General features: G+C 65.1%; 12 protein-coding genes, 1 tRNA gene and 1 pseudogene. 12 read left to right on the top strand and 2 right to left on the bottom strand.

Going from position 1 to position 18,809, the window contains the following annotated elements:
• Nucleotides 1-9: 9 nt before the first annotated feature.
• Nucleotides 10-1,101 carry an AAA family ATPase gene (locus M1E01_RS13735; RefSeq protein ID WP_457972126.1) on the bottom strand — a complete coding sequence of 364 codons (1,092 nt, stop codon included), beginning with the start codon at nucleotides 1,099-1,101 and terminating at the stop codon, nucleotides 10-12.
• A gap of 260 nt (nucleotides 1,102-1,361) precedes the next feature.
• Here M1E01_RS13735 and M1E01_RS13730 point away from each other — a divergent pair, with 260 nt between their 5' ends.
• From M1E01_RS13730 to M1E01_RS13710, 5 genes are all read left to right on the top strand, one after another.
• Entirely contained in the window at nucleotides 1,362-2,249 is an 888-nt protein-coding gene (locus M1E01_RS13730) for a TatD family hydrolase (protein ID WP_457972125.1), read from the top strand.
• Between the two features lie 265 nt (nucleotides 2,250-2,514).
• On the top strand, nucleotides 2,515-3,705 hold the full coding sequence (locus tag M1E01_RS13725) for a transglycosylase family protein (RefSeq protein WP_457972124.1): 1,191 nt from the start codon (nucleotides 2,515-2,517) through the stop codon (nucleotides 3,703-3,705).
• 35 nt (nucleotides 3,706-3,740) lie between these two features.
• Entirely contained in the window at nucleotides 3,741-4,628 is an 888-nt protein-coding gene (gene rsmA / locus M1E01_RS13720) for a 16S rRNA (adenine(1518)-N(6)/adenine(1519)-N(6))-dimethyltransferase RsmA (protein WP_457972123.1), read from the top strand.
• A gap of 155 nt (nucleotides 4,629-4,783) precedes the next feature.
• On the top strand, nucleotides 4,784-5,746 hold the full coding sequence (locus M1E01_RS13715) for a 4-(cytidine 5'-diphospho)-2-C-methyl-D-erythritol kinase (RefSeq protein ID WP_457972122.1): 963 nt from the start codon (nucleotides 4,784-4,786) through the stop codon (nucleotides 5,744-5,746).
• Between the two features lie 82 nt (nucleotides 5,747-5,828).
• The gene (locus M1E01_RS13710; protein WP_457972121.1) at nucleotides 5,829-7,652 is read left to right on the top strand and encodes an ABC-F family ATP-binding cassette domain-containing protein; all 1,824 of its coding nucleotides are present in this window, start codon (nucleotides 5,829-5,831) and stop codon (nucleotides 7,650-7,652) included.
• 325 nt (nucleotides 7,653-7,977) lie between these two features.
• Here the strand turns inward: M1E01_RS13710 and M1E01_RS13705 are convergent.
• Nucleotides 7,978-8,088 (bottom strand): annotated as a pseudogene (locus M1E01_RS13705) (TetR/AcrR family transcriptional regulator); the annotation flags it as partial.
• 161 nt (nucleotides 8,089-8,249) lie between these two features.
• On the opposite strand from M1E01_RS13705, the gene M1E01_RS13700 reads away from it, so the two are divergent.
• The 7 genes from M1E01_RS13700 (at nucleotide 8,250) to M1E01_RS13670 (ending at nucleotide 18,400) form a co-directional block, all read left to right on the top strand.
• Nucleotides 8,250-8,321: transfer RNA gene (locus tag M1E01_RS13700), tRNA-Gln, on the top strand.
• A gap of 108 nt (nucleotides 8,322-8,429) precedes the next feature.
• A complete protein-coding gene (gene glmU, locus M1E01_RS13695; RefSeq protein WP_457972120.1) occupies nucleotides 8,430-9,923 on the top strand; it encodes a bifunctional UDP-N-acetylglucosamine diphosphorylase/glucosamine-1-phosphate N-acetyltransferase GlmU in 1,494 nt (497 codons plus the stop codon).
• The gene (locus M1E01_RS13690; RefSeq protein WP_457972119.1) at nucleotides 9,920-10,900 is read left to right on the top strand and encodes a ribose-phosphate diphosphokinase; all 981 of its coding nucleotides are present in this window, start codon (nucleotides 9,920-9,922) and stop codon (nucleotides 10,898-10,900) included. Before glmU ends, M1E01_RS13690 begins: the two co-directional genes overlap by 4 nt.
• 285 nt (nucleotides 10,901-11,185) lie before the next feature.
• On the top strand, nucleotides 11,186-11,794 hold the full coding sequence (locus M1E01_RS13685) for a 50S ribosomal protein L25/general stress protein Ctc (protein WP_457972118.1): 609 nt from the start codon (nucleotides 11,186-11,188) through the stop codon (nucleotides 11,792-11,794).
• Between the two features lie 168 nt (nucleotides 11,795-11,962).
• Nucleotides 11,963-12,547 carry an aminoacyl-tRNA hydrolase gene (gene pth / locus M1E01_RS13680; RefSeq protein WP_457972117.1) on the top strand — a complete coding sequence of 195 codons (585 nt, stop codon included), beginning with the start codon at nucleotides 11,963-11,965 and terminating at the stop codon, nucleotides 12,545-12,547.
• Between the two features lie 224 nt (nucleotides 12,548-12,771).
• A complete protein-coding gene (locus M1E01_RS13675) occupies nucleotides 12,772-15,510 on the top strand; it encodes a helix-turn-helix transcriptional regulator (protein ID WP_457972116.1) in 2,739 nt (912 codons plus the stop codon).
• 61 nt (nucleotides 15,511-15,571) lie between these two features.
• On the top strand, nucleotides 15,572-18,400 hold the full coding sequence (locus tag M1E01_RS13670; protein WP_457972115.1) for a LuxR C-terminal-related transcriptional regulator: 2,829 nt from the start codon (nucleotides 15,572-15,574) through the stop codon (nucleotides 18,398-18,400).
• The last annotated feature ends 409 nt before the right edge of the window (nucleotides 18,401-18,809 follow it).

The following is an 18,809-nucleotide window of genomic DNA, read 5'->3' as shown; positions in this document are numbered from 1 at the left end:
GTTGTCCTGCTAGCGGCTTGGACGGAGTTCGGCGGCCTCAGCGCGCCGGGGCGCCCGGGCCGAGTCAGTCATTTCCTGACTGACGGGAAGCCTGGCGAGGACGCTGCGGATCACGCTCTGCGGGGTCTCGCCCGTGCCGGCGGCTTTCCTGTCCAGGATGATCCGATGCGCCAGTACCGACTCTGCGACGGCAACGACATCATCCGGGAGCACGAAATCCCGTCCGTCCAAAGCCGCCGTTGCTTTGGCCGCCCGAAGCAGCTGGAGCATGGACCGCGGGCTGGCGCCCAGGCGCAGCATCGCACTGTCGCGGGTGGCACGTCCCACCGCGACCGTATACTCCTTCACCGATTGGGACACGTAGACCTGCTGGACCGTGGCGATCATCGCTGCGACGTCCGCAGACGTCACCACGGATGTCACGTGCGCCAGCGGTGACGTTGCCTGGTGGGTTTCCAGCATCTCAATCTCGGAGTCCTTGTCTGGGTAACCCATGGAAATGCGGGCCATGAAGCGGTCCCGCTGGGCCTCAGGCAGCGGATATGTCCCTTCCATCTCAATCGGGTTCTGGGTGGCCACCACCATGAACGGTTCGGTAAGCCTGTAGGAGTGGCCGTCAACCGTGACCTGATGCTCCTCCATGCATTCAAGGAGGGCGGACTGTGTCTTCGCCGAGGCGCGGTTGATTTCATCCCCGATAACGATGTTTGCGAAGACGGCGCCGGGACGGAATTCGAACTGGCGAGACGACTGGTTGTAGATGGACACGCCGGTCACGTCGGACGGCAGCAGGTCCGGGGTGAACTGGATCCGGCTGACGGAACAGTCGATGGTGCGCGCCAAAGTCTTGGCGAGGAGGGTCTTGCCTACCCCGGGAACGTCCTCAACAAGCAAGTGGCCCTGGGCAAGCAGGACTGTCAGCGCCAGCTTCGCCGCCTCGGCCTTGCCGTCGATGACCGTGTTGATGGCGGTGAGGATGCGCTCGCTGGCGTCGCGGAAGGCCTGCTGGCCCATGGCTGCGGGTTTGTGGCCGTTGAGCTGCGTGCCGGCGAGCCCACCGCTTCCACCAAAACCGTGACCGCCCGGAAGAATATCATCCATGCTTGTACGTCGGTGCGGTTCCATCGGCAGCCTTTCAAGCCTGAGTGTCACGCGAAACGGCATGGCAGGCGCATTGCCGCTGCCCGTCGGTGCGGACACATCTCTCCATACCAGCGTACTAACACAACTGCTATGCCTGACAGAGAGTTCCAGGTAATTCTGGCCTGCATCCGAGCCCCGCAGTCCGGTGCTGCACATTCCTCAAGTCAGGAGCCGCACATTCCTCCGGCGGAGTCCCTTCCCGCCGCTAGGCTGGAGGAATGTGCAACTCCCTGACACCCCAGCCTTACCGTGCGCCCGGAGCCGACGGATCCGGCAAGCAGGGCTATCCGCCCGCTCCGGAGCCGCTACCGGTGCCCGTCATGGATAACCACACGCACCTTGATTACCCGTTCACGGACATCCAGGTTGAAATCAGCGCCGCCCTGGATGCCGCCGAGGCGGTGGGAGTCAGCGGGGCAGTGCAGGTCGGCACCGACCTGGCATCATCGCGGTTCACGGTGGACGCGGTTGACGCGGACCGCAGGCTGCTGGGTGCGGTGGCGATCCACCCGAACGATGCCCCCGACTATGCAAGCCGGGGGGAACTTGAGGATGCCCTGCGTGAAATTGAAGAGCTCGCGGCGCACCCCCGGATCCGCGCCGTCGGAGAAACCGGCTTGGATTTCTTCCGCACCAAGGGGGAGGGGCTGGCCCACCAGCGTTACTCGTTCCGCCGGCACATAGACATCGCCAAGCGGCTGGATCTGACACTGCAGATCCATGACAGGGACGCCCACGATGACGTGGTGCAGGTCCTGCGGGAGGAAGGTACCCCTGAGCGCGTGGTCTTTCACTGCTACTCCGGCGACGAGGACCTGGCCACAATATGCAACCGCGAAGGGTGGTTCATGTCGTTCGCCGGCACGCTCACCTTCAAAAACGCGGACAACCTGCGGGCATCGCTGGCAGTGGCGGACCCGGAACTCATCCTCGTGGAAACCGATTCGCCCTTTCTAACGCCGCATCCCCACCGGGGCAGGCCCAATGCCAGCTACATGGTGCCTTACACGGTCCGGGCCATGGCGGAACTGACGGGTTCGGATCTGGGGCAACTCTGCAGCCAGATCACCGAAAACACGCTCCGCGCCTACGGTTCTTGGGAGTAGCGCCTCCCCGCCGGGCAAACGGCGTGCATACCGCGTATGTAACGTTTTTTGGCCGGTTTATAACGGATCGGTTACAGTGAACAACTATTAGCCGGGGTCGGGGAAGGCCTCCGGATGATGTCACTCATTTTTAGACAGGGCGCCTGGCGGCGCCCTGCCTTGCGAGTGTGGCGGCGCACAAGCCTGCTGCAGAGCTCCGGTGTGCCCGGAGTCACCCCTGGGTGTCCTGCTGTGGCTGTCTCTGTGCGTTTTTCCCCGTGCCCGGATGGCTCAAAAGATGTGGGCAATCGTGGACAAGTTCTTTACGTCGGACGGCAAATTCAGCGTCGTTAAGGTAGTCGCCCAGTTGGTGGTGCTCTCGGCTCTCGTGTTCGGGCTGGTTGCCTTTGTGGGCAACAACAAGACCGTCACCCTGAATGTTGACGGCAAGGTGAGCTCCGTCCAGACCTTCGGCGGCACCGTCGAACAGGTCGTCAAGGCTGCCAAGGTGGACTTGAAGGCCTCCGACCGGGTGTCCCCGTCGCTGGATGCCACAGTCAAGAACGGCTCGGTGATCAACGTCAACCTCGCCAAGGCCGTCAAAGTGAATCTGGACGGTGCTGAAAAGACCGTCAGCACCACGGCCCGGGACGTGGCTGGCCTCGTCACCCAGCTCGGTGTCGCCAGCTCCTCCGAACTTTCGGTCCCCAAGACCGCCCAGCTGTCCGTCGACGGCTCCTTCGTTGCCATCTCGACGCCGAAGACCGTCACCATCCTCGCCGACGGAAAAGCCGCCAAGACCACCACCACCGCCGCGACCGTTGGCGAGGTGCTCAAGGACGCCCGCGTGAAGCTGGCCTCCGCCGACCGCACCTCGCAGCCGGCCAACGCGAAGGTCGTCAGCAATATGGTGATCAAGGTTTCCCGCGTTGATACCAGCAAGACTGCCATCGTCTCTGAAGAGATTCCCTTTGAAACGCTGTCCACCGACAGCGCCGACGTACTGAAGGGTGAGGAAGAGGTTACCCAGGCCGGCGTCCCCGGAGTCGTCACCCACAAGTACAAGCTCGTCCTGGTGGACGGCCGCGAAGCGTCCCGCACCCTCGTCTCCCGGACCGTGACCCGTGAGCCGGTTACCGAGAAGGTCAGTGTGGGCACCAAGGAAAAGCCCGAGCCGGCGCCTGCTGCCGCGGCTGAAGACGGAAACACGGGAGCCGCTGCTCCGGCCATGATGAACGAGGCCATGTGGGACAAGATCGCCCAGTGCGAATCGGGCGGTAACTGGTCCATCAACAGCGGCAACGGGTACTACGGCGGCCTGCAGTTCGATATCCAGACCTGGATCGGCGCGGGCGGCGGCCAGTATGCACCGAACGCCAGCCAGGCCTCGAAGGCGCAGCAGATCGACATCGCCAACCGTGTGTACGCCGAGCGCGGGCTGCAGCCGTGGGGCTGCGGCTGGGCTGCGGGCAGCTAACAGATCCTGCCCCGCCTGCGGGATAGGATACCTAGGTGACTGACCCGACTCCTTCCGCCTCCGGTACCGCCCCTGCTCCTCTGCTGGGCGCTTCCGATATCCGCAGGCTGGCAGAGGATCTCGGTGTCCGGCCCACCAAGATGCTGGGCCAGAACTTCGTGATCGACGGCAACACCATCCGCAGGATTGTCGCCGCTGCCGGCGTCGGTCCGGAGGAAACCGTCCTTGAAGTGGGGCCGGGGCTTGGTTCCCTGACGCTGGGGCTACTGGACGCGGCGAAAGCTGTGGTCGCCGTTGAAATCGATCCCGTGCTCGCCGCCAGGCTGCCGCAGACTGTGGGGGAGTGGCGGCCGGCTGCCGCCGGCGCCTTCCACCTGGTGCTGGCAGACGCCATGAAGGTCACTGAGCTTCCGGTGCAGCCGACGGCCCTTGTCGCGAACCTGCCGTACAACGTGGCTGTCCCGGTGGTACTTCACCTCCTGCAGCATTTTCCATCGATTCAACACGGCCTGGTGATGGTTCAGGACGAGGTCGCAGACCGGCTGGCGGCCGCTCCGGGGTCAAAGATTTACGGAGTGCCCTCCGTCAAGGCCGCGTGGTACAGCCAGATGCGCAAGGCCGGCGTTATCGGCATGAACGTCTTCTGGCCCGCTCCTAAGATCCACTCAGGCCTTGTGGCCTTTACGCGCCGGGAGCCGCCCGCCACCACTGCCAGCAGGGAGCAGGTTTTCGCCGTCATTGACGCCGCTTTCGCCCAGCGCCGGAAAACTCTGCGCGCTGCCCTCGCCGGCTGGGCCGGCGGTGCGGCGGAGGCTGAACGCTGCCTGCTGGCGGCCGGGGTGGAGCCCACGGCGCGCGGCGAGGTGATCGATATCGCGGCTTTCGCCCGGATCGCCGAAGCCCGCCAAGTTTCAGGCGGTTGACTTTCAGGCGGTGATCATCAGCCGCGTGAGCGGCCTGGGCCCGGCAGCGGAAACGGCCCCCCCGAGCGGGGCGGCGCGCCCTTACTGGAGCCCTTCGTTGATGGACTGCCTTTGCTTTCTTTGAGTGCAGCACCGCGATGCCATAGCTTGGACTCATGAACGCAGTGAGAGGGCGCTTTGCGGCGAGGACCGTCCGGGTCAAGGCTCCGGGCAAAGTGAACGTCTCCCTGGATGTGGGCCCTTTGCGCCCCGACGGCTACCATTCGGTGGCCAGCGTGTACCTGGCCGTCTCACTGTATGAGGAAGTCGCCGCCACGAGCACTCCCGGGGACGGCATCACCGTCAGCGTCAGTCCCGACAGCATTCTGGACCTTGACCGGGTCGATATTCCGCTCGATGAGCGCAACCTTGCCTACAAGGCCGCAGCCATCATGGCCGACGTCTCCGAGCATTCCACCGGCGTGCACCTGGAGATCACCAAGCGGGTCCCGGTGGCCGGGGGCATGGGCGGTGGTTCCGCCGACGCGGCGGCCACACTTTTGGCCTGTGACGCGCTGTGGAACAGCGGGCTGTCCCGGGACGAACTCGCCCAGCTTGCCGCGGAGCTGGGGGCCGATGTGCCCTTCGCGCTGCTCGGCGGCACAGCGGTGGGGCTCGGCGTCGGGGATGATCTCTCGCCGGCCCTCGCCAAAGCCCAAATGGACTGGGTCCTGGTTACCGCCGACTTCGGCCTTGCGACTCCGGACGTCTTCAAGACACTTGACCGGCTGCGTGAAGCGGAAGGGCTCGACGTGGAGGAACCCACCGCGGTGGACCCCAAAATCCTGCAGGCCCTGCGCAGCGGCGACGCCGACGCGCTGAGCCGGCTGCTCGTCAACGACCTGCAGCGCGCGTCCATCGAACTGGCGCCCACGCTCCGGGACACGTTGGGGCTCGGCGAATCGAGCGGCGCCATCGCCGGGATTGTCTCGGGCTCAGGACCCACCATTGCGCTGCTGACGCATAATCCCGAAGCTGCCGAAGGGCTTGCCGAGGAACTGCAGCACAAGGGGCTCACGGCGTTCGCCGTCCACGGTCCGGTTCCCGGCGCCCGCATTATCTCCGATACTCTCCTTTAATACCCTTTCCGTTTTTCGGAGCATTGGTACCCAAGCCGCAGATAATGTGCGGACGTAAATTTGCAGAAGAAAGCAGTTCCCATTGGCACACCTGCTCGGCGGTGAGAACCTCACGGTCTCGTACGCGACCCGCACCGTTCTTGACGGCGTTACGCTCGGACTTGAGGAAGGCGACCGCATCGGTATGGTGGGCCGCAACGGCGACGGAAAATCCACGCTGATGCGCCTGCTTGCCCTGCGCTCCACCCCGGACTCCGGCCGGGTCACCAAGCGTGGCGACGTCAACGTCGGATACCTGGACCAGAGTGACGTCCTCGACGGCGACCTCACGGTTGGTGCCGCCATCGTTGGTGACCAGGCCGACTATGAATGGGCGCGCAATCCGCAGATCCGTGAGGTCATGGGCGGGCTGGTATCCGACGTTGACTGGCATGCCAACGTGCACGCCCTGTCCGGCGGCCAGAAACGCCGCGTTGCGCTGGCCAAGCTCCTCATCGAGGACCACGACGTCATCATGCTCGACGAACCCACCAACCACCTCGACGTCGAAGGTGTGGCCTGGCTGTCCCGGCACCTGAAGACCCGATGGCGTGCGAACCAGGGCGCGTTCCTTGTGGTCACCCACGACCGCTGGTTCCTGGACGAAGTGTGCACCAAGACGTGGGAGGTCCATGACGGGATCGTTGACCCGTTCGACGGCGGTTATGCCGCCTATGTGCTGGCCCGCGCCGAGCGGGACCGCGCGGCGTCCGTCGTCGAAGGCAAGCGCCAGCAGCTCGTGAAGAAGGAACTCGCCTGGCTTCGCCGCGGCGCTCCCGCCCGCACGGCCAAACCCAAATTCCGGATCGAAGCGGCAAACGCCCTGATTGCGGACGTCCCCGAACCCCGGGACTCCATGGCGCTGAGCAAGATGGCCACGGCGAGGCTGGGCAAGGACGTGCTGGACCTGGAACACGTGTCGCTGGACCTCCTGGGCGGTGACGGGCAGAAACTGTTCGACAACATCACCCTCCGCCTGGCACCGGGTGAACGCCTCGGACTCGTCGGGGTCAACGGTGCCGGCAAGACGACGCTGCTGAAGCTCCTCAACGGCGAGATCCAGCCGACCTCGGGCAAGGTCAAGCGGGGCAAAACCGTGGTCACCGCCGTTCTTACGCAGGAAGTGAAGGAACTTGATGACGTCGCCGACCTCCGCGTCATAGAGGTTATCGAGCGCGAAAAACGATCCTTCAATGTTGGCGGCAAGGAATTCACGGCCGGCCAGCTCGTGGAGCAGCTGGGCTTCACGAACCAGAAGCAGTGGACGCCGGTCCGCGACCTGTCCGGCGGGGAACGCCGCCGGCTGCAGCTCCTGCGCCTGCTCGTGGGAGAGCCCAACGTGCTGATGCTGGATGAGCCCACCAACGACCTCGACACCGACACGCTTTCCGCCGTCGAAGATGTCCTGGACGGCTGGCCCGGCACCCTCGTGGTGGTCAGCCACGACCGCTACCTTCTGGAACGCGTCACCGACCACCAGATGGCACTGCTCGGCGACGGCAAAATCCGCGGCCTGCCCGGGGGCGTGGACCAGTACCTCGAGCTGCGCGAGTCCGCCCTCGCCGGATCCACGGTTGCCGGGGGCGGCAACCCTGTGACCGCCGCCAGCGGCAGTTCCGCCCCGGCCGCTGCAGGTCCTTCCGAATCGGAGAAGCGGGACGCCCGCAAGGCCAAGAACCGCATCGAGCGCCAGCTGGGCAAGCTTGAGCAGCAGGAGAAGAAGCTGCACGACCAGATGGTGAAAAGCACTACGGATGCAGACTTCGACGCCCTCGCTGAGCAGAACAAGAGGCTCAAGGACCTCGCAGGGGAACGCGAAGCCCTCGAACTCGAATGGCTCGAAGCCTCCGAAGTCCTCGGCGAATAACCTCCGAATCCTTTCGTAGTACTCGCCCAGGTGCATGCGGTATGGCCCACCGGCTATCTGCACGCTCGCTCACATCTGGCGCGTTTTTTTACGACCCTCTTTCAGGTCTTGCCGGTTTTTCCCGCATCCTCCTGCAGGTCCTGCTATCGCGATCAGAGTTGGCGGTTGGAGATGAGAGAGCGTTGGGCGTGAACTTGCAGAAGGTGAGAGAGCGCTGGGGGAAAACTTGCAAAATGTGAGAGAGCGTTCGTAAGCGACGACGGGGGACCGCTTATCCCGCAGGAGGATGCGGAACCCGTCGGTGCGGTCCTCGACGTAGTTAAGGAGAAGCAGCGATCTCCTCGTTGGCGGTGCCGTCCAGGCCGCGCATGGCGAACAGGCCGACGCCAGCCAGCTGGGACCGCCGCTGGCGTCCGGTCGTCCGCGACCGGGGAATACGTACGGCATCCGCTTCCGCCTTAACCGTCAGCTTCCCTTCCCTTCGGTGTCACTGTGCTGTTGCTCACCGTCCAGTCATGCCTCAGCCTACGAGGTCGCATGAGCCGTGCCGTTCGTGGCAGAATTGGTCTTCGTGCCCGGGCTTGGCTCGTGGCACGGTCCGCTCTGGTGTAATGGCAGCACCCCGGCCTTTGGAGCCGTGGAGTATAGGTTCGAATCCTATGGGCGGAACTGCTGCATCAGCGGTGTCCAGTAGGATGGAGCCTGTTGCCGGCTCCGGGCGCGCTCGGGCGGCGGCGCGCATGCAGTACCGCGCAACCGAACAAGGAGAGCCCGTACGTGAGCCCCGAGAAGTCCGGCCCAGCCGCCGTCATCGTCCTAGCTGCAGGTGCCGGTACCCGGATGAAGTCTCGTACGCCCAAGATTCTTCACGAAATCGGCGGCCGCTCTATGGTGGGGCACGCCCTGATTGCGGCGCGCAGCATCAATCCCCGGCGCGTCGCCGTCGTCGTCCGCCATGAGCGTGACCGCGTGGCCAGCCACCTCAAGGAGCTCGACGCCGATGCCCTGATCGTGGATCAGGATGAGATTCCGGGCACCGGCCGCGCTGTCGAGGTTGCCCTGGAAGCTCTGGATTCGGACGCCCGCCTCGAGGGAACGGTGGTGGTGACCTACGGCGACGTGCCGCTGCTGACAGGTGAGCTGCTGTCCGAACTGGTGGCCAGGCACGAGTCCGAAGGCAACGCAGTCACGGTCCTGACCGCGTTGCTCGAGGACGCCACCGGCTACGGCCGGATCCTCCGCGGCACCGACGGGACAGTCACCGGCATCCGGGAGCACAAGGATGCCACGGACACCGAGCGCGGGATCCGCGAAGTCAATTCCGGCATTTATGCCTTCGACGCCGCCGTGCTGCGCGATGCCCTCCGGCACGTCACCACCGACAACTCACAGGGCGAGAAGTACCTGACGGACGTCCTGGCTTTGGCGCGGGAGGCAGGCGGCCGCGTGGCCGCCGTCGTCACGGCCGACCACTGGCAGGTCGAAGGCGCCAACGACCGGGTTCAGCTCGCTGCCTTGGGCGCCGAGCATAACCGCCGCATCGTGGAAGCGTGGATGCGTGCCGGAGTCACTGTCGTCGATCCGGCCACCACGTGGATCGACTCCACTGTCACCCTGGACGAGGACGTTCGGATCCTGCCCAACACCCAGCTGCACGGCAGCACGGCGGTGGCGCGTGACGCCGTCGTCGGCCCCGACTCCACCCTGACGGATGTGCGGATCGGCGAAGGCGCGAAGGTAATCCGCACGCACGGAACGGGAGCGGACATCGGCGCCGGCGCCAGCGTGGGACCGTTCACGTACCTGCGGCCCGGGACAGTCCTTGGCGAAACGGGCAAGATCGGCGCCTTCTACGAAACCAAGAACGTGACCATCGGCCGCGGCTCCAAGCTGTCCCACCTTGGCTACGCGGGAGACGCAGAGATCGGTGAGGACACGAACATCGGCTGCGGCAACATCACCGCCAATTATGACGGCGAGAAGAAGCACCGCACGGTGATTGGCTCAGGTGTCCGCACCGGCTCCAACACAGTATTCGTTGCTCCTGTCACGGTGGGGGACGGTGCCTACAGCGGCGCCGGAGCCGTGATCCGCAAGGACGTTCCCGCAGGAGCCCTGGCGCTGTCCATGGCCGCGCAGCGCAACGCGGAGGGTTGGGTCATCGCCAACCGTCCGGGTTCGGTGTCGGCAGCACGGGCGGCGGCCGCGGGCGCAACTACTCCTGACACCTCACATTCCCCGGCATCTACAGAAGAGGGCACCCAACCATGACCGACATTACGGCTCGCGGCGAAAAAAGGCTGGTGCTGGCCGCAGGGCGCGCTCACCCGGAGCTGGCACGCGAAATTGCCAAGGAGCTGGGCACCGAGCTGCTGCCCGTCGACGCCTACGACTTCGCCAACGGTGAGATCTACGTCCGCGCCGGCGAAAGCGTGCGCGGAACCGATGCCTTCGTCATTCAGGCCCACCCGGCACCGCTGAATAACCATCTCATGGAACAGCTGATCATGATCGATTCGCTGAAGCGGGCTTCTGCCAAGCGGATCACCGTGGTGTCGCCGTTCTACCCGTACTCCCGACAGGACAAGAAGGGCCGCGGCCGTGAGCCCATCTCGGCACGGCTGGTGGCGGACCTCTACCGGACCGCCGGCGCTGACCGCATCATGAGCGTTGACCTGCACACCTCGCAGATCCAGGGCTTCTTCGACGGCCCGGTGGACCACCTCATGGCCATTCCGCTGCTTGCTGACTACATCCGCACCCGGGTTGCGGCCGACAACATCACCGTGGTGTCCCCAGACACCGGCCGTGTCCGCGTGGCCGAGCAGTGGGCCGAACGCCTTGGCGGCGCGCCGCTGGCCTTCGTCCACAAGAGCCGCGACCTCACTGTTCCCAACCAGGCTGTCTCCAAGACAGTCGTGGGCCAGATCGAGGGCCGCACCTGCGTCCTCATCGACGACATGATTGACACCGGCGGGACCATTTCCGGTGCCGTCCAGGTGCTCAAGAACGCAGGGGCCAAGGACGTCATCATCGCCGCGACGCACGCCATTTTCTCCGACCCGGCGGCCCGCCGTCTGTCCGAGTCCGGCGCCCGCGAAGTTGTAGTCACCGATACGCTGCCCCTGCCGGCCGCGAAGCGCTTCCCGGAACTGACGGTGCTCTCCATCGCACCGCTGATTGCCCGTGCCATCCGCGAAGTGTTCGACGACGGCTCGGTCACCAGCCTCTTCGACGGCAACGCCTAACAGCGTTGCTGGGCCCATGCCAGCAAGGGCTCCCTGCGCGAGCTTGCGGGTTAGGGGGCTGGCGGGGACCGTTTCAGTAAACGGCCCCGGCGCTGGTAGGATCTATCCCGATACCTTGGCGAGGGAGAGCACCGGAAAACCGTAGACACGGCCAACCGGTTTGCTGGTCTCCGTTATCGACTGGGTCTGAACTTTCCTTCTGGTAGGGCCGCCCGCGGCCCGGCGTTGAAGGTCGCTCCAGACCTCCGCCCTTGCTGTACAACACCAAAGCACCAGGAGATATCCATGTCTGAGCAGAAGCTCGCAGCAGAAGTACGCACCGAATTCGGCAAGGGCTTCGCCCGCCGCGCCCGCATGGCCGGCCAGATCCCCGCCGTCATCTACGGCCACGGCGCGGAGCCCATCCACATCACGCTCCCGGCAAAGGCAACCACGCTGGCCGTGCGCACCGCCAACGCCCTGCTGGCCCTCGACGTCAACGGTGAAGGCCACCTCGCCCTCGTGAAGGACATCCAGCGCGACCCGATCAAGCAGATCATCGAGCACATCGACCTCCTGACCGTCCGCCAGGGCGAGAAGGTCACCGTGGACGTTCCCGTCCACGTCACCGGTGAAACCGCTCCCGGCACCGTTCACAACCTCGAGCTCACCGTTGTTTCCCTTGAGGCAGAGGCCACCCACCTGCCCACCGCCGTCGAGGTTGACATTGAAGGCCGCCGCGCCGGCGAGCACATCCACGCCTCCGACCTGGTTCTGCCGAAGGGCTCTGTTCTCCTGGCCGACGCTGAGGCACTCGTCGTCAACATCTCCGAGGCTGCTGCCACAGCTGCGGAGGAAGGCGAAGAGGGAGCCGCAGCTGCGGAAGCCCCGGCCGGTGGAGCTGCAGCCGAGTAGCAGGCACTTCTTTCCTCGTCCGGTGGCCGGGTCCTTTGGGCCCGGCCACCGGCGTACCCGGATTCTTCAAGCCTGGCTGCTGCATCCGGGCGAGGCTTCAGCGCGAACGGGCACTTGAGGCCCCGCCGCAACGACTGCCGGCGCCGCAACAACTTTTAGGATTGATCCATGACTGACACCTGGCTGATCGTAGGCCTTGGAAACCCTGGCGCCGAGTACAGCCGCAACCGGCATAACGTGGGCCAGATGGTTCTTGACGAGCTCGCTGACCGCGTGGGGGGAACCTTCAAGATTCACAAGGCCCGCTCGCAGGTCCTTGAGGGCCGGCTGGGTATCGGGGGCCCGCGCGTGGTCCTGGCAAAGCCCGTGACGTACATGAATGTTTCCGGCGGTCCCGTTTCCGGCCTGGCCAGGTTTTATGACATCGATCCCTCCCGGGTGGTGGCAGTCCACGACGAAATCGACATTCCCTTTAATACGGTGAAGCTTAAACTCGGGGGCGGGGAAGGCGGCCACAACGGGTTGCGGGATATCTCCAAGGCCCTCGCCACGAAGGACTACCTGCGTGTCCGGGTTGGAGTCGGCAGGCCCCCGGGGCGCATGGATACCGCGGACTTTGTGCTGCGCGACTTCGCGCCGGCGGAAAAGAAAGAGCTGCCTTTCCTGCTCGACGAGGCCGCAGACGCCGTCGAACTGCTGATCCGGGACGGCCTGACAGCGGCGCAGCAGCGGTTCCATCCGGCGAAGGTCTGACGGCACCGGCGGGATGCAGGCCTCATACCGCCGGAAACCGCCATTTTCTCCCGCCTTCCCTGCATTTGCAATTTCGGTAATGCTATTTCTGCCGCATTAGCATGACAGGGCGAAATGTAAATCGTTTGCCCTGTTTCATGGCCGGGGTAAGGGAGTACTCTGTCTCCTAAGCGGGGGAGGCGATGGGGCCTTTATCCCGCAACGCGGGATGTAAGGAAAAGTTCATGTCTAGTGAACCACTGAGCTGGGGTCGTGGGTCCACGGCAGGAGTGCTGGCTGGTCCTGCGGCTTCGGGGGGCGGAACGGACCTGCAACGATGGTCGGTGCCGGCGCGCAGCGCGGACCTGGAGGCCATCCGCAATGCCCTGACCGATCCTGATTCCCTTGGTGTCGTTATTACCGGTGCCCGCGGCGTCGGCAAGTCATCCCTGGCGCGGACCGCAGTGGCTGAACTGGGCAAGGATGTCTGGGCGCTGCAGCTGCGCAGCCCGCTCACCGGCTCGCAGACCTCCTACGGCTGCCTTGCCTTCCTCTTGGCCCGGCTGCCGCAGTCGGCCATGGGATCACCCACAGCCGTCCTGCAAGGAATCACGTCCCTCATCAGGAGTGATGCGGCCGGCAGGGAATGCATCATCACCCTGGACACCACGGGCATGATCGATGACATGAGCGCCGGCGTCCTCCTGAACATCATGCTGACGCGCACGGCGCGGATTATTGCCATTGCGCCCGGCACAAGCGATCTTCCCGCGGATTTCCACTGGCTGCTGACAGACCGCCGCCTCACGGAAGTGCGGCTGGAGAACCTCAACGAGCTGCAGACCCGGCAGGTCCTGCTGACTCTGCTGGGGCACCGAGTGTCCGCGTCCCTTGTGAGCACTTATCACGCCATCGTCGGCGGCAACCCGCTGCTGCTCAAGGCACTTGTCACGGAGCAGCAGCAGTCAGGCAACCTGGTTCTTTCCGACTCGGTCTGGACGCTGCGGGACAAAGTGGTACTGGACGGCGCCACCGGCCTGGACGACATTGTCCGGTCCCGCTGGTCCCGCGAGTCTCCGGAAAGCCGCGAAGTCATGGAAATGCTCTCCTGCGCACGCAGGGTGCCCTTGTCACGGCTCACCGAGCTGTACGGCACGGACATCGTGGCGGACATGGAGGATGGCGGGCTTCTCAAAGTGGGAGACACCGATGCCCGCTGGGTGTCGCTGCGGGAGCAGTACCTGGGCGACGTCGTCCGGTCCTGGCTGAGCCTCTCACGGCGCCGGGAGCTGAGGAGCCAGCTGCTGGGCGACACGGAACCCGAACTCGCCCACCTGAGCCTGGAAGAGCGGATCGAGTTCGCCGCATGGACCCGGGAATGCCAGGCCGAGCTCAGCCCTGCCATGGCTGTCGCAGCTGCCGAAGCAGCCGTACAGATGTTTGACCCCCGATTTGCCTTGAACTGCCTCGAGGGAATCAAGAGAACCGACCCCGAGTGGGTGGCCGGGCAACACCATAAGGCCACTGCCTACCTGCTGCTGGATCTGCCCCTTCAGGCCATGGACGCCCTTGACAGCATTTCCCAGGCGCAGCTGGATCAGCTCGGCGTGGAGGAATTCGCCAGCGTTATCGCCGCGAAGTGCCGGGTCATGATGTGGCTCCCCGAGGTCTGCGGCAAAGTTCCGGAGGAAATTGACGCCGCCCGCCGGCGCCTGGGTGTGGGGCCAGGCATCGCCACCAGCTGGCCCGACTCCCTGGGTGCAGCCGCGAACGCCATAAGCCTTGCCGAATTTGAGTACCGCTCCTTTATCGGCGACTATGCGCCCATGATCGATGCCCTTGAAGAAGCATCAGATCCGGCCATCAACAAGGACCCCGCATTCCGCATCCAGTCTGCCTTGATCCTCATGCACGCGCTGTCGGCCTGCGGCAGGGAAATGGACGCGCTGCAGCTCACACGAAGGGTGGGCGGCCAGCTCTCCGATGCAGGTCCCCTGACAGGCCTCCGCGAAATGTTCTCCATGACGGCCTTCTCGGTGCTGCTCCAGGCCGGACAATGGCGGCGGTGCCTTGATCTTGTCGGTCCGCCCAAGGGCCACGAGGAGCGCAGGCTGGCACACCGCACCTCCGCCATGGAGCTGGCCACTGGAATCGCCTACGTGTACTCCGGCCGCGGCGCAGTTGCGCTGGACTCGCTCCTGTCTGCAGTGGCCCAGCTTGAACTCCGGCCGGTGGTCAACATGCTGCAGGCCGCCTATGCCGCCACAGCCTTTGCTTATGCACAGATCGGCAACGCCGGCCAGGCCCACAAGTACCTCGACAAGCTGCGGGGGGCACGCAGCCATTGCAACTTCCGCACCCGGACCGTCACGGATTTCTGTGCGGACATGGCCGGACGCTGGCTGGGGGACCCCGACGCCGTCAAGCGGCTGCGGGAGTCCGCCCGCCGCGATATCGCCGCGGGCCGCTACACTCTCGCCGGAATCAGCCTGCTGGGTGCCACAGTCAACGGAACAGATGAAGATTTCCGCCTTATGGAGGAAGTCGCCGGCCACCGGCAGGGCAAGCTTGCAGAGATTTCGCGCCTGGTGGCCGTGGGCAGCCGCACGAAGGACGCGAAGGTCCTGCTGGAAGGCGGGCACATCGCCGCCGAGCTCGAACTGGATGCGGTGGAGGCCCGCTGCATGGCCCTGGCCGTGGACTTTGCGCGGCACTCAGGCGATTCCGCATCAGCACGCGTGGCCCAGGCCCGGCTGGATGCCCTTACTGCAACCGTCCCAAGCCTGCCGATCGTACCGAGCAGCGGCAGCCCGCTTCTGACCGCGAGGGAGCGCCAGATCTCGCGCCTGGCCGGCCGTGGTGTGTCCAACCGCGACATCGCACTGGAGATGGGTGTCTCCGTCCGGACAGTGGAAGGGCACCTGTACCAGGTCTTCACCAAACTCGGTGTGACTTCCAGGGGTGATCTGCCTGGACTCGTCTAAGGGCCGCCCGCTAAAGCCGGAACCCCCTGCAGACCACCGGCAGCTCACCGGGCGGAATGAGGTGATTGAACACGTCTGCGCCACCATCCGCAGCCGGGCAAGCCAGGCTGTGTTCCTCATGGCGGGACCGGGGCTTGGGAAGTCGTCCCTGACTGATGCCGTCAGCGGGAAGCTGGCGGCCGAAATGACCATCCTCCGGATCCACGGCAGCTCGTCGCTCTCGAAGGTCCCTTACGGCGTGCTCGCTCCCTACACAGCCGATCTTCCGCCCGAGGAGTCTGACTCGCCGGTGGCGGTGCTGCGGTCGGTGTGGGCGTACTTCCAGGAGATCAAAGGCGGCAAGGACGTCCCGCTGCTCCTGGTTGTCGACGATGCCCACCACCTGGACGAAGCGACGGCAACCATGGTGGTGGACATGATGTCGGCAGGGTGGGTCAGCGTGCTGGCCTCCGGACGACCGCGGCCCGGCCTGCCCCAGGCATTGAACCAGCTGTGGTACGACGGCCAGGCCGAACGGATAGACCTCCGGCCGCTCAACGGCGAGCAAGTCACGGAGGTGGTAGAGCACACGCTGCAGGGAACAGTCCCGGCCAATACCGTGCAGTCCTTGTGGTCTGCTTCAGGCGGCAACCCCCTGCTCCTGAACTGCATACTGGGTGATGCGGTCGAAGCGGGCATTCTCGCCAAACGCAACGGGATTTGGCTGCTGCTGGGTCCGCTGCCGGCGGACGGACCCCGGCTGTCCGACGTCGTCGTCAAAGATCTCCTGCGCAGAACCCGCGAGGAGCAGGAAGCCCTCAGGCTCATTGCCCTGGCTGAGCCTATTGACCGCAGCGTCATCGAGGACCTGTGCGGAGGAACGGTGGTCCGTTCCCTGCTGGACCACCAGCTGGTCAGTGAATCCAGCGGGCAGCCCACCCAGCTGCGTATCTGGCACCCGATTCTGGGCGAATCGATGCGGCATCAGGTCTCAGTGTCACGCAGCCTCCAGTTGCGTCAAAAGATGACTCAGTACCACGATCCAAAGACATCGGGCCCAGAGGGCAGGCTGCGGATGGTGGAGTGGTCGCTCGAGTGCGGCCTGGAAGTCGCCGATGCTGACCTGCTGGATGCCGCCCTGCTGGCAGTCACGAGCTTCAACAATGAAGGTGCCCGGCTCATGGCCGGACACGTCCGCGCGCCGGAGCTGCAGGCCCACGCCCAGTCGATTTCCGCGAGAGCTCTCTTCAATGAGGGCAAGTACCGGGAGGCCGCGGCACTCCTTGACACATGCTGGCTGGAACTGGCCACCCACCCGGAAGCCCCTCACGTGCTCATGCTCAGGGCGTCGGCGCACCTGGCACTCGGAAAATCAGCGGAACAGCTTCGGTCCGAGTCACGCAGTCAGCTCTCGGACGCCGGGCATGACGTCCGGTCCGCCTGGCAGGACACCATCCACAACCTGCTGGAGTTGGCCGAGGCCGCCGACCACGAGGGCATAAGGGATCTGATTGCCGCCGGAATGCCCGACGGCGGCACCTGGGCCGGAACCGATGTGTCCGGACCCGCCAAACCGGTCATGGCTGCAGCCGGTGCATCTAACGGACATTCGGAAGCCGGACGTGGGGAGTCGCGCGGCCAAGAATTTGCACGTGCAGATCCAGGCAGCACGCAATCCGCCCGCGCAGACTTAGGCAGCACGGAATCCGCGCGCGCAGAATCCTTCGCTTCAGGCACGGAAGAGAATCCGGCAGTCCGCCCGCCTGCCACAGTGGCCTCGGCCATTCAGTCCCTCTCCCGCGCTCTCCTTGCCCAGGCCCTCGTATCGGCAGGACTGGCACACCAGGCACATGCGGCCGCCCTTGCTGCGGCGCCCGCGCCTGCGCTGCAGGCCGGCCTGTACTTTTTCAACGAGTTCGTCCTGACCCGGCTCGTCGCAGCGTCCCTCGCTGCCGGCAATTGGGAATCGGCGGAGCATGAGCTCGCGAGCTCCTCGGTGGAGGAGAACGAGGGAGCCGCCACGTTCGGCGGAGGAATCCAAGTGCTCCGCGGGTTGGGCTTCCTGCGGCAGGGCCAGCTGGAGCGTGCCTACCACGAGCTGCTTCCGGCCGTCGAAGCGCTTCGCATCAACGACCCGCTTCAGCAGTTCCGGTTCGGCGCGGCCCTCGCCTTTTACGCCGCCGCGCGGCTGGGTGACGGGGCGCAGGCCCAGCGACTCGAGCAGGATTTGATTGCCGCCCGGCATGCGACAGGGCCGGGCGGAGAGTTGCTTGCTGAAGGCTATGCTGCCGCCGCCGCAGAATATCTTGACCGCAAGGGCAGCGGACTGGCCAGGCTTCGTGAACTCGCGGCATCACCCGCCGTCATGGCCCAGCCCGGAATCAGGATGGAATGCCTGATCCTGTGTTCGGATCTCGGTGACCGCACGGTGGCCGATGACATCGCGTCCTTGTCCGACACCGTCGAGGGACGTTGGGCTGCAGGGTGGCACCAGCTCGCGGAAGCCTGGGTCAGCGGTGACGCAGACAACCTCATGGAGACTGCAGCCGCCCTGGAAGAAGCAGGGCTGGTCAACCTGGCCAGAGAGGCGTATGCCCGGGCCGGTGCGGTCCTGGACGCGGCGGGGGAACGGCGCCGCGCACGGCAGGCGGTGGCGCACCGCGAAAAATGCGACCAGGAACTCGGGGAACGGTTCCGCGAAAGTCCGTTCGTGGCGTCGGTCCCGAGCGTCCACCTCACACGCCGCGAGCGTGACATTGTGGAGCTGGCGGTCCAGGGACTCTCCGACCGCGAGATTGCCCAGCAGCTCATGGTCTCGGTGCGGACCGTCGAGGGGCACCTGTACCGGAGCTACGTCAAGCTCGGCGTACGCCGGCGGGATGAACTCGCGCTGGCTCTTCCCAAGAAATAGCGCCTGCGGGAGAGGGTTCTTCCTGCCCGGATGCAGGCCTGCCCGCGGCGATCAGTGTGTCCAAAAACCTGGCGTCGGCGCCGCCACTGCCACCTGCGGAAACCAGTAGTCCATTACCTGAAAAAACGAGTACTTACTACTCGTGCTGCCGGTCACGGTACGCGATTAACTGTTACTGGCAGCAGAACCCGATGGAGCACTTCATCTGCAGAAGCTGCCACCAGACTTTACAGGTCTCGCGTGCTGCACTCACATATGTTGCAACAGTTTCCGGTCCTCGCGGGACCGGTTCAAGCGGGGCCGGCGACGTCAGAGCCTTCTGAGACCGAGGCTCTCCCCCCAGCCGTCGCCGGCCCTTATACGTGCGCTCCTGCTGTTCAGCCCGGAGGAGCACCGTCCGCTCCGGGGT

This window comes from Arthrobacter sp. D1-17 (genome assembly GCF_054130535.1).
This window is presented reverse-complemented; position numbering and strand designations above follow the sequence as displayed.

Coding starts and splice junctions, on each gene's coding strand:
- M1E01_RS13715 (WP_457972122.1), top strand. CDS start 4,784: ATGAACGCAGTGAGAGGGCGCTTTGCGGCGAGGACCGTCCGGGTCAAG.
- M1E01_RS13725 (WP_457972124.1), top strand. CDS start 2,515: ATGGCTCAAAAGATGTGGGCAATCGTGGACAAGTTCTTTACGTCGGAC.
- pth (WP_457972117.1), top strand. CDS start 11,963: ATGACTGACACCTGGCTGATCGTAGGCCTTGGAAACCCTGGCGCCGAG.
- M1E01_RS13730 (WP_457972125.1), top strand. CDS start 1,362: ATGTGCAACTCCCTGACACCCCAGCCTTACCGTGCGCCCGGAGCCGAC.
- M1E01_RS13735 (WP_457972126.1), bottom strand. CDS start 1,101: ATGGATGATATTCTTCCGGGCGGTCACGGTTTTGGTGGAAGCGGTGGG.
- M1E01_RS13690 (WP_457972119.1), top strand. CDS start 9,920: ATGACCGACATTACGGCTCGCGGCGAAAAAAGGCTGGTGCTGGCCGCA.
- M1E01_RS13685 (WP_457972118.1), top strand. CDS start 11,186: ATGTCTGAGCAGAAGCTCGCAGCAGAAGTACGCACCGAATTCGGCAAG.
- M1E01_RS13675 (WP_457972116.1), top strand. CDS start 12,772: ATGTCTAGTGAACCACTGAGCTGGGGTCGTGGGTCCACGGCAGGAGTG.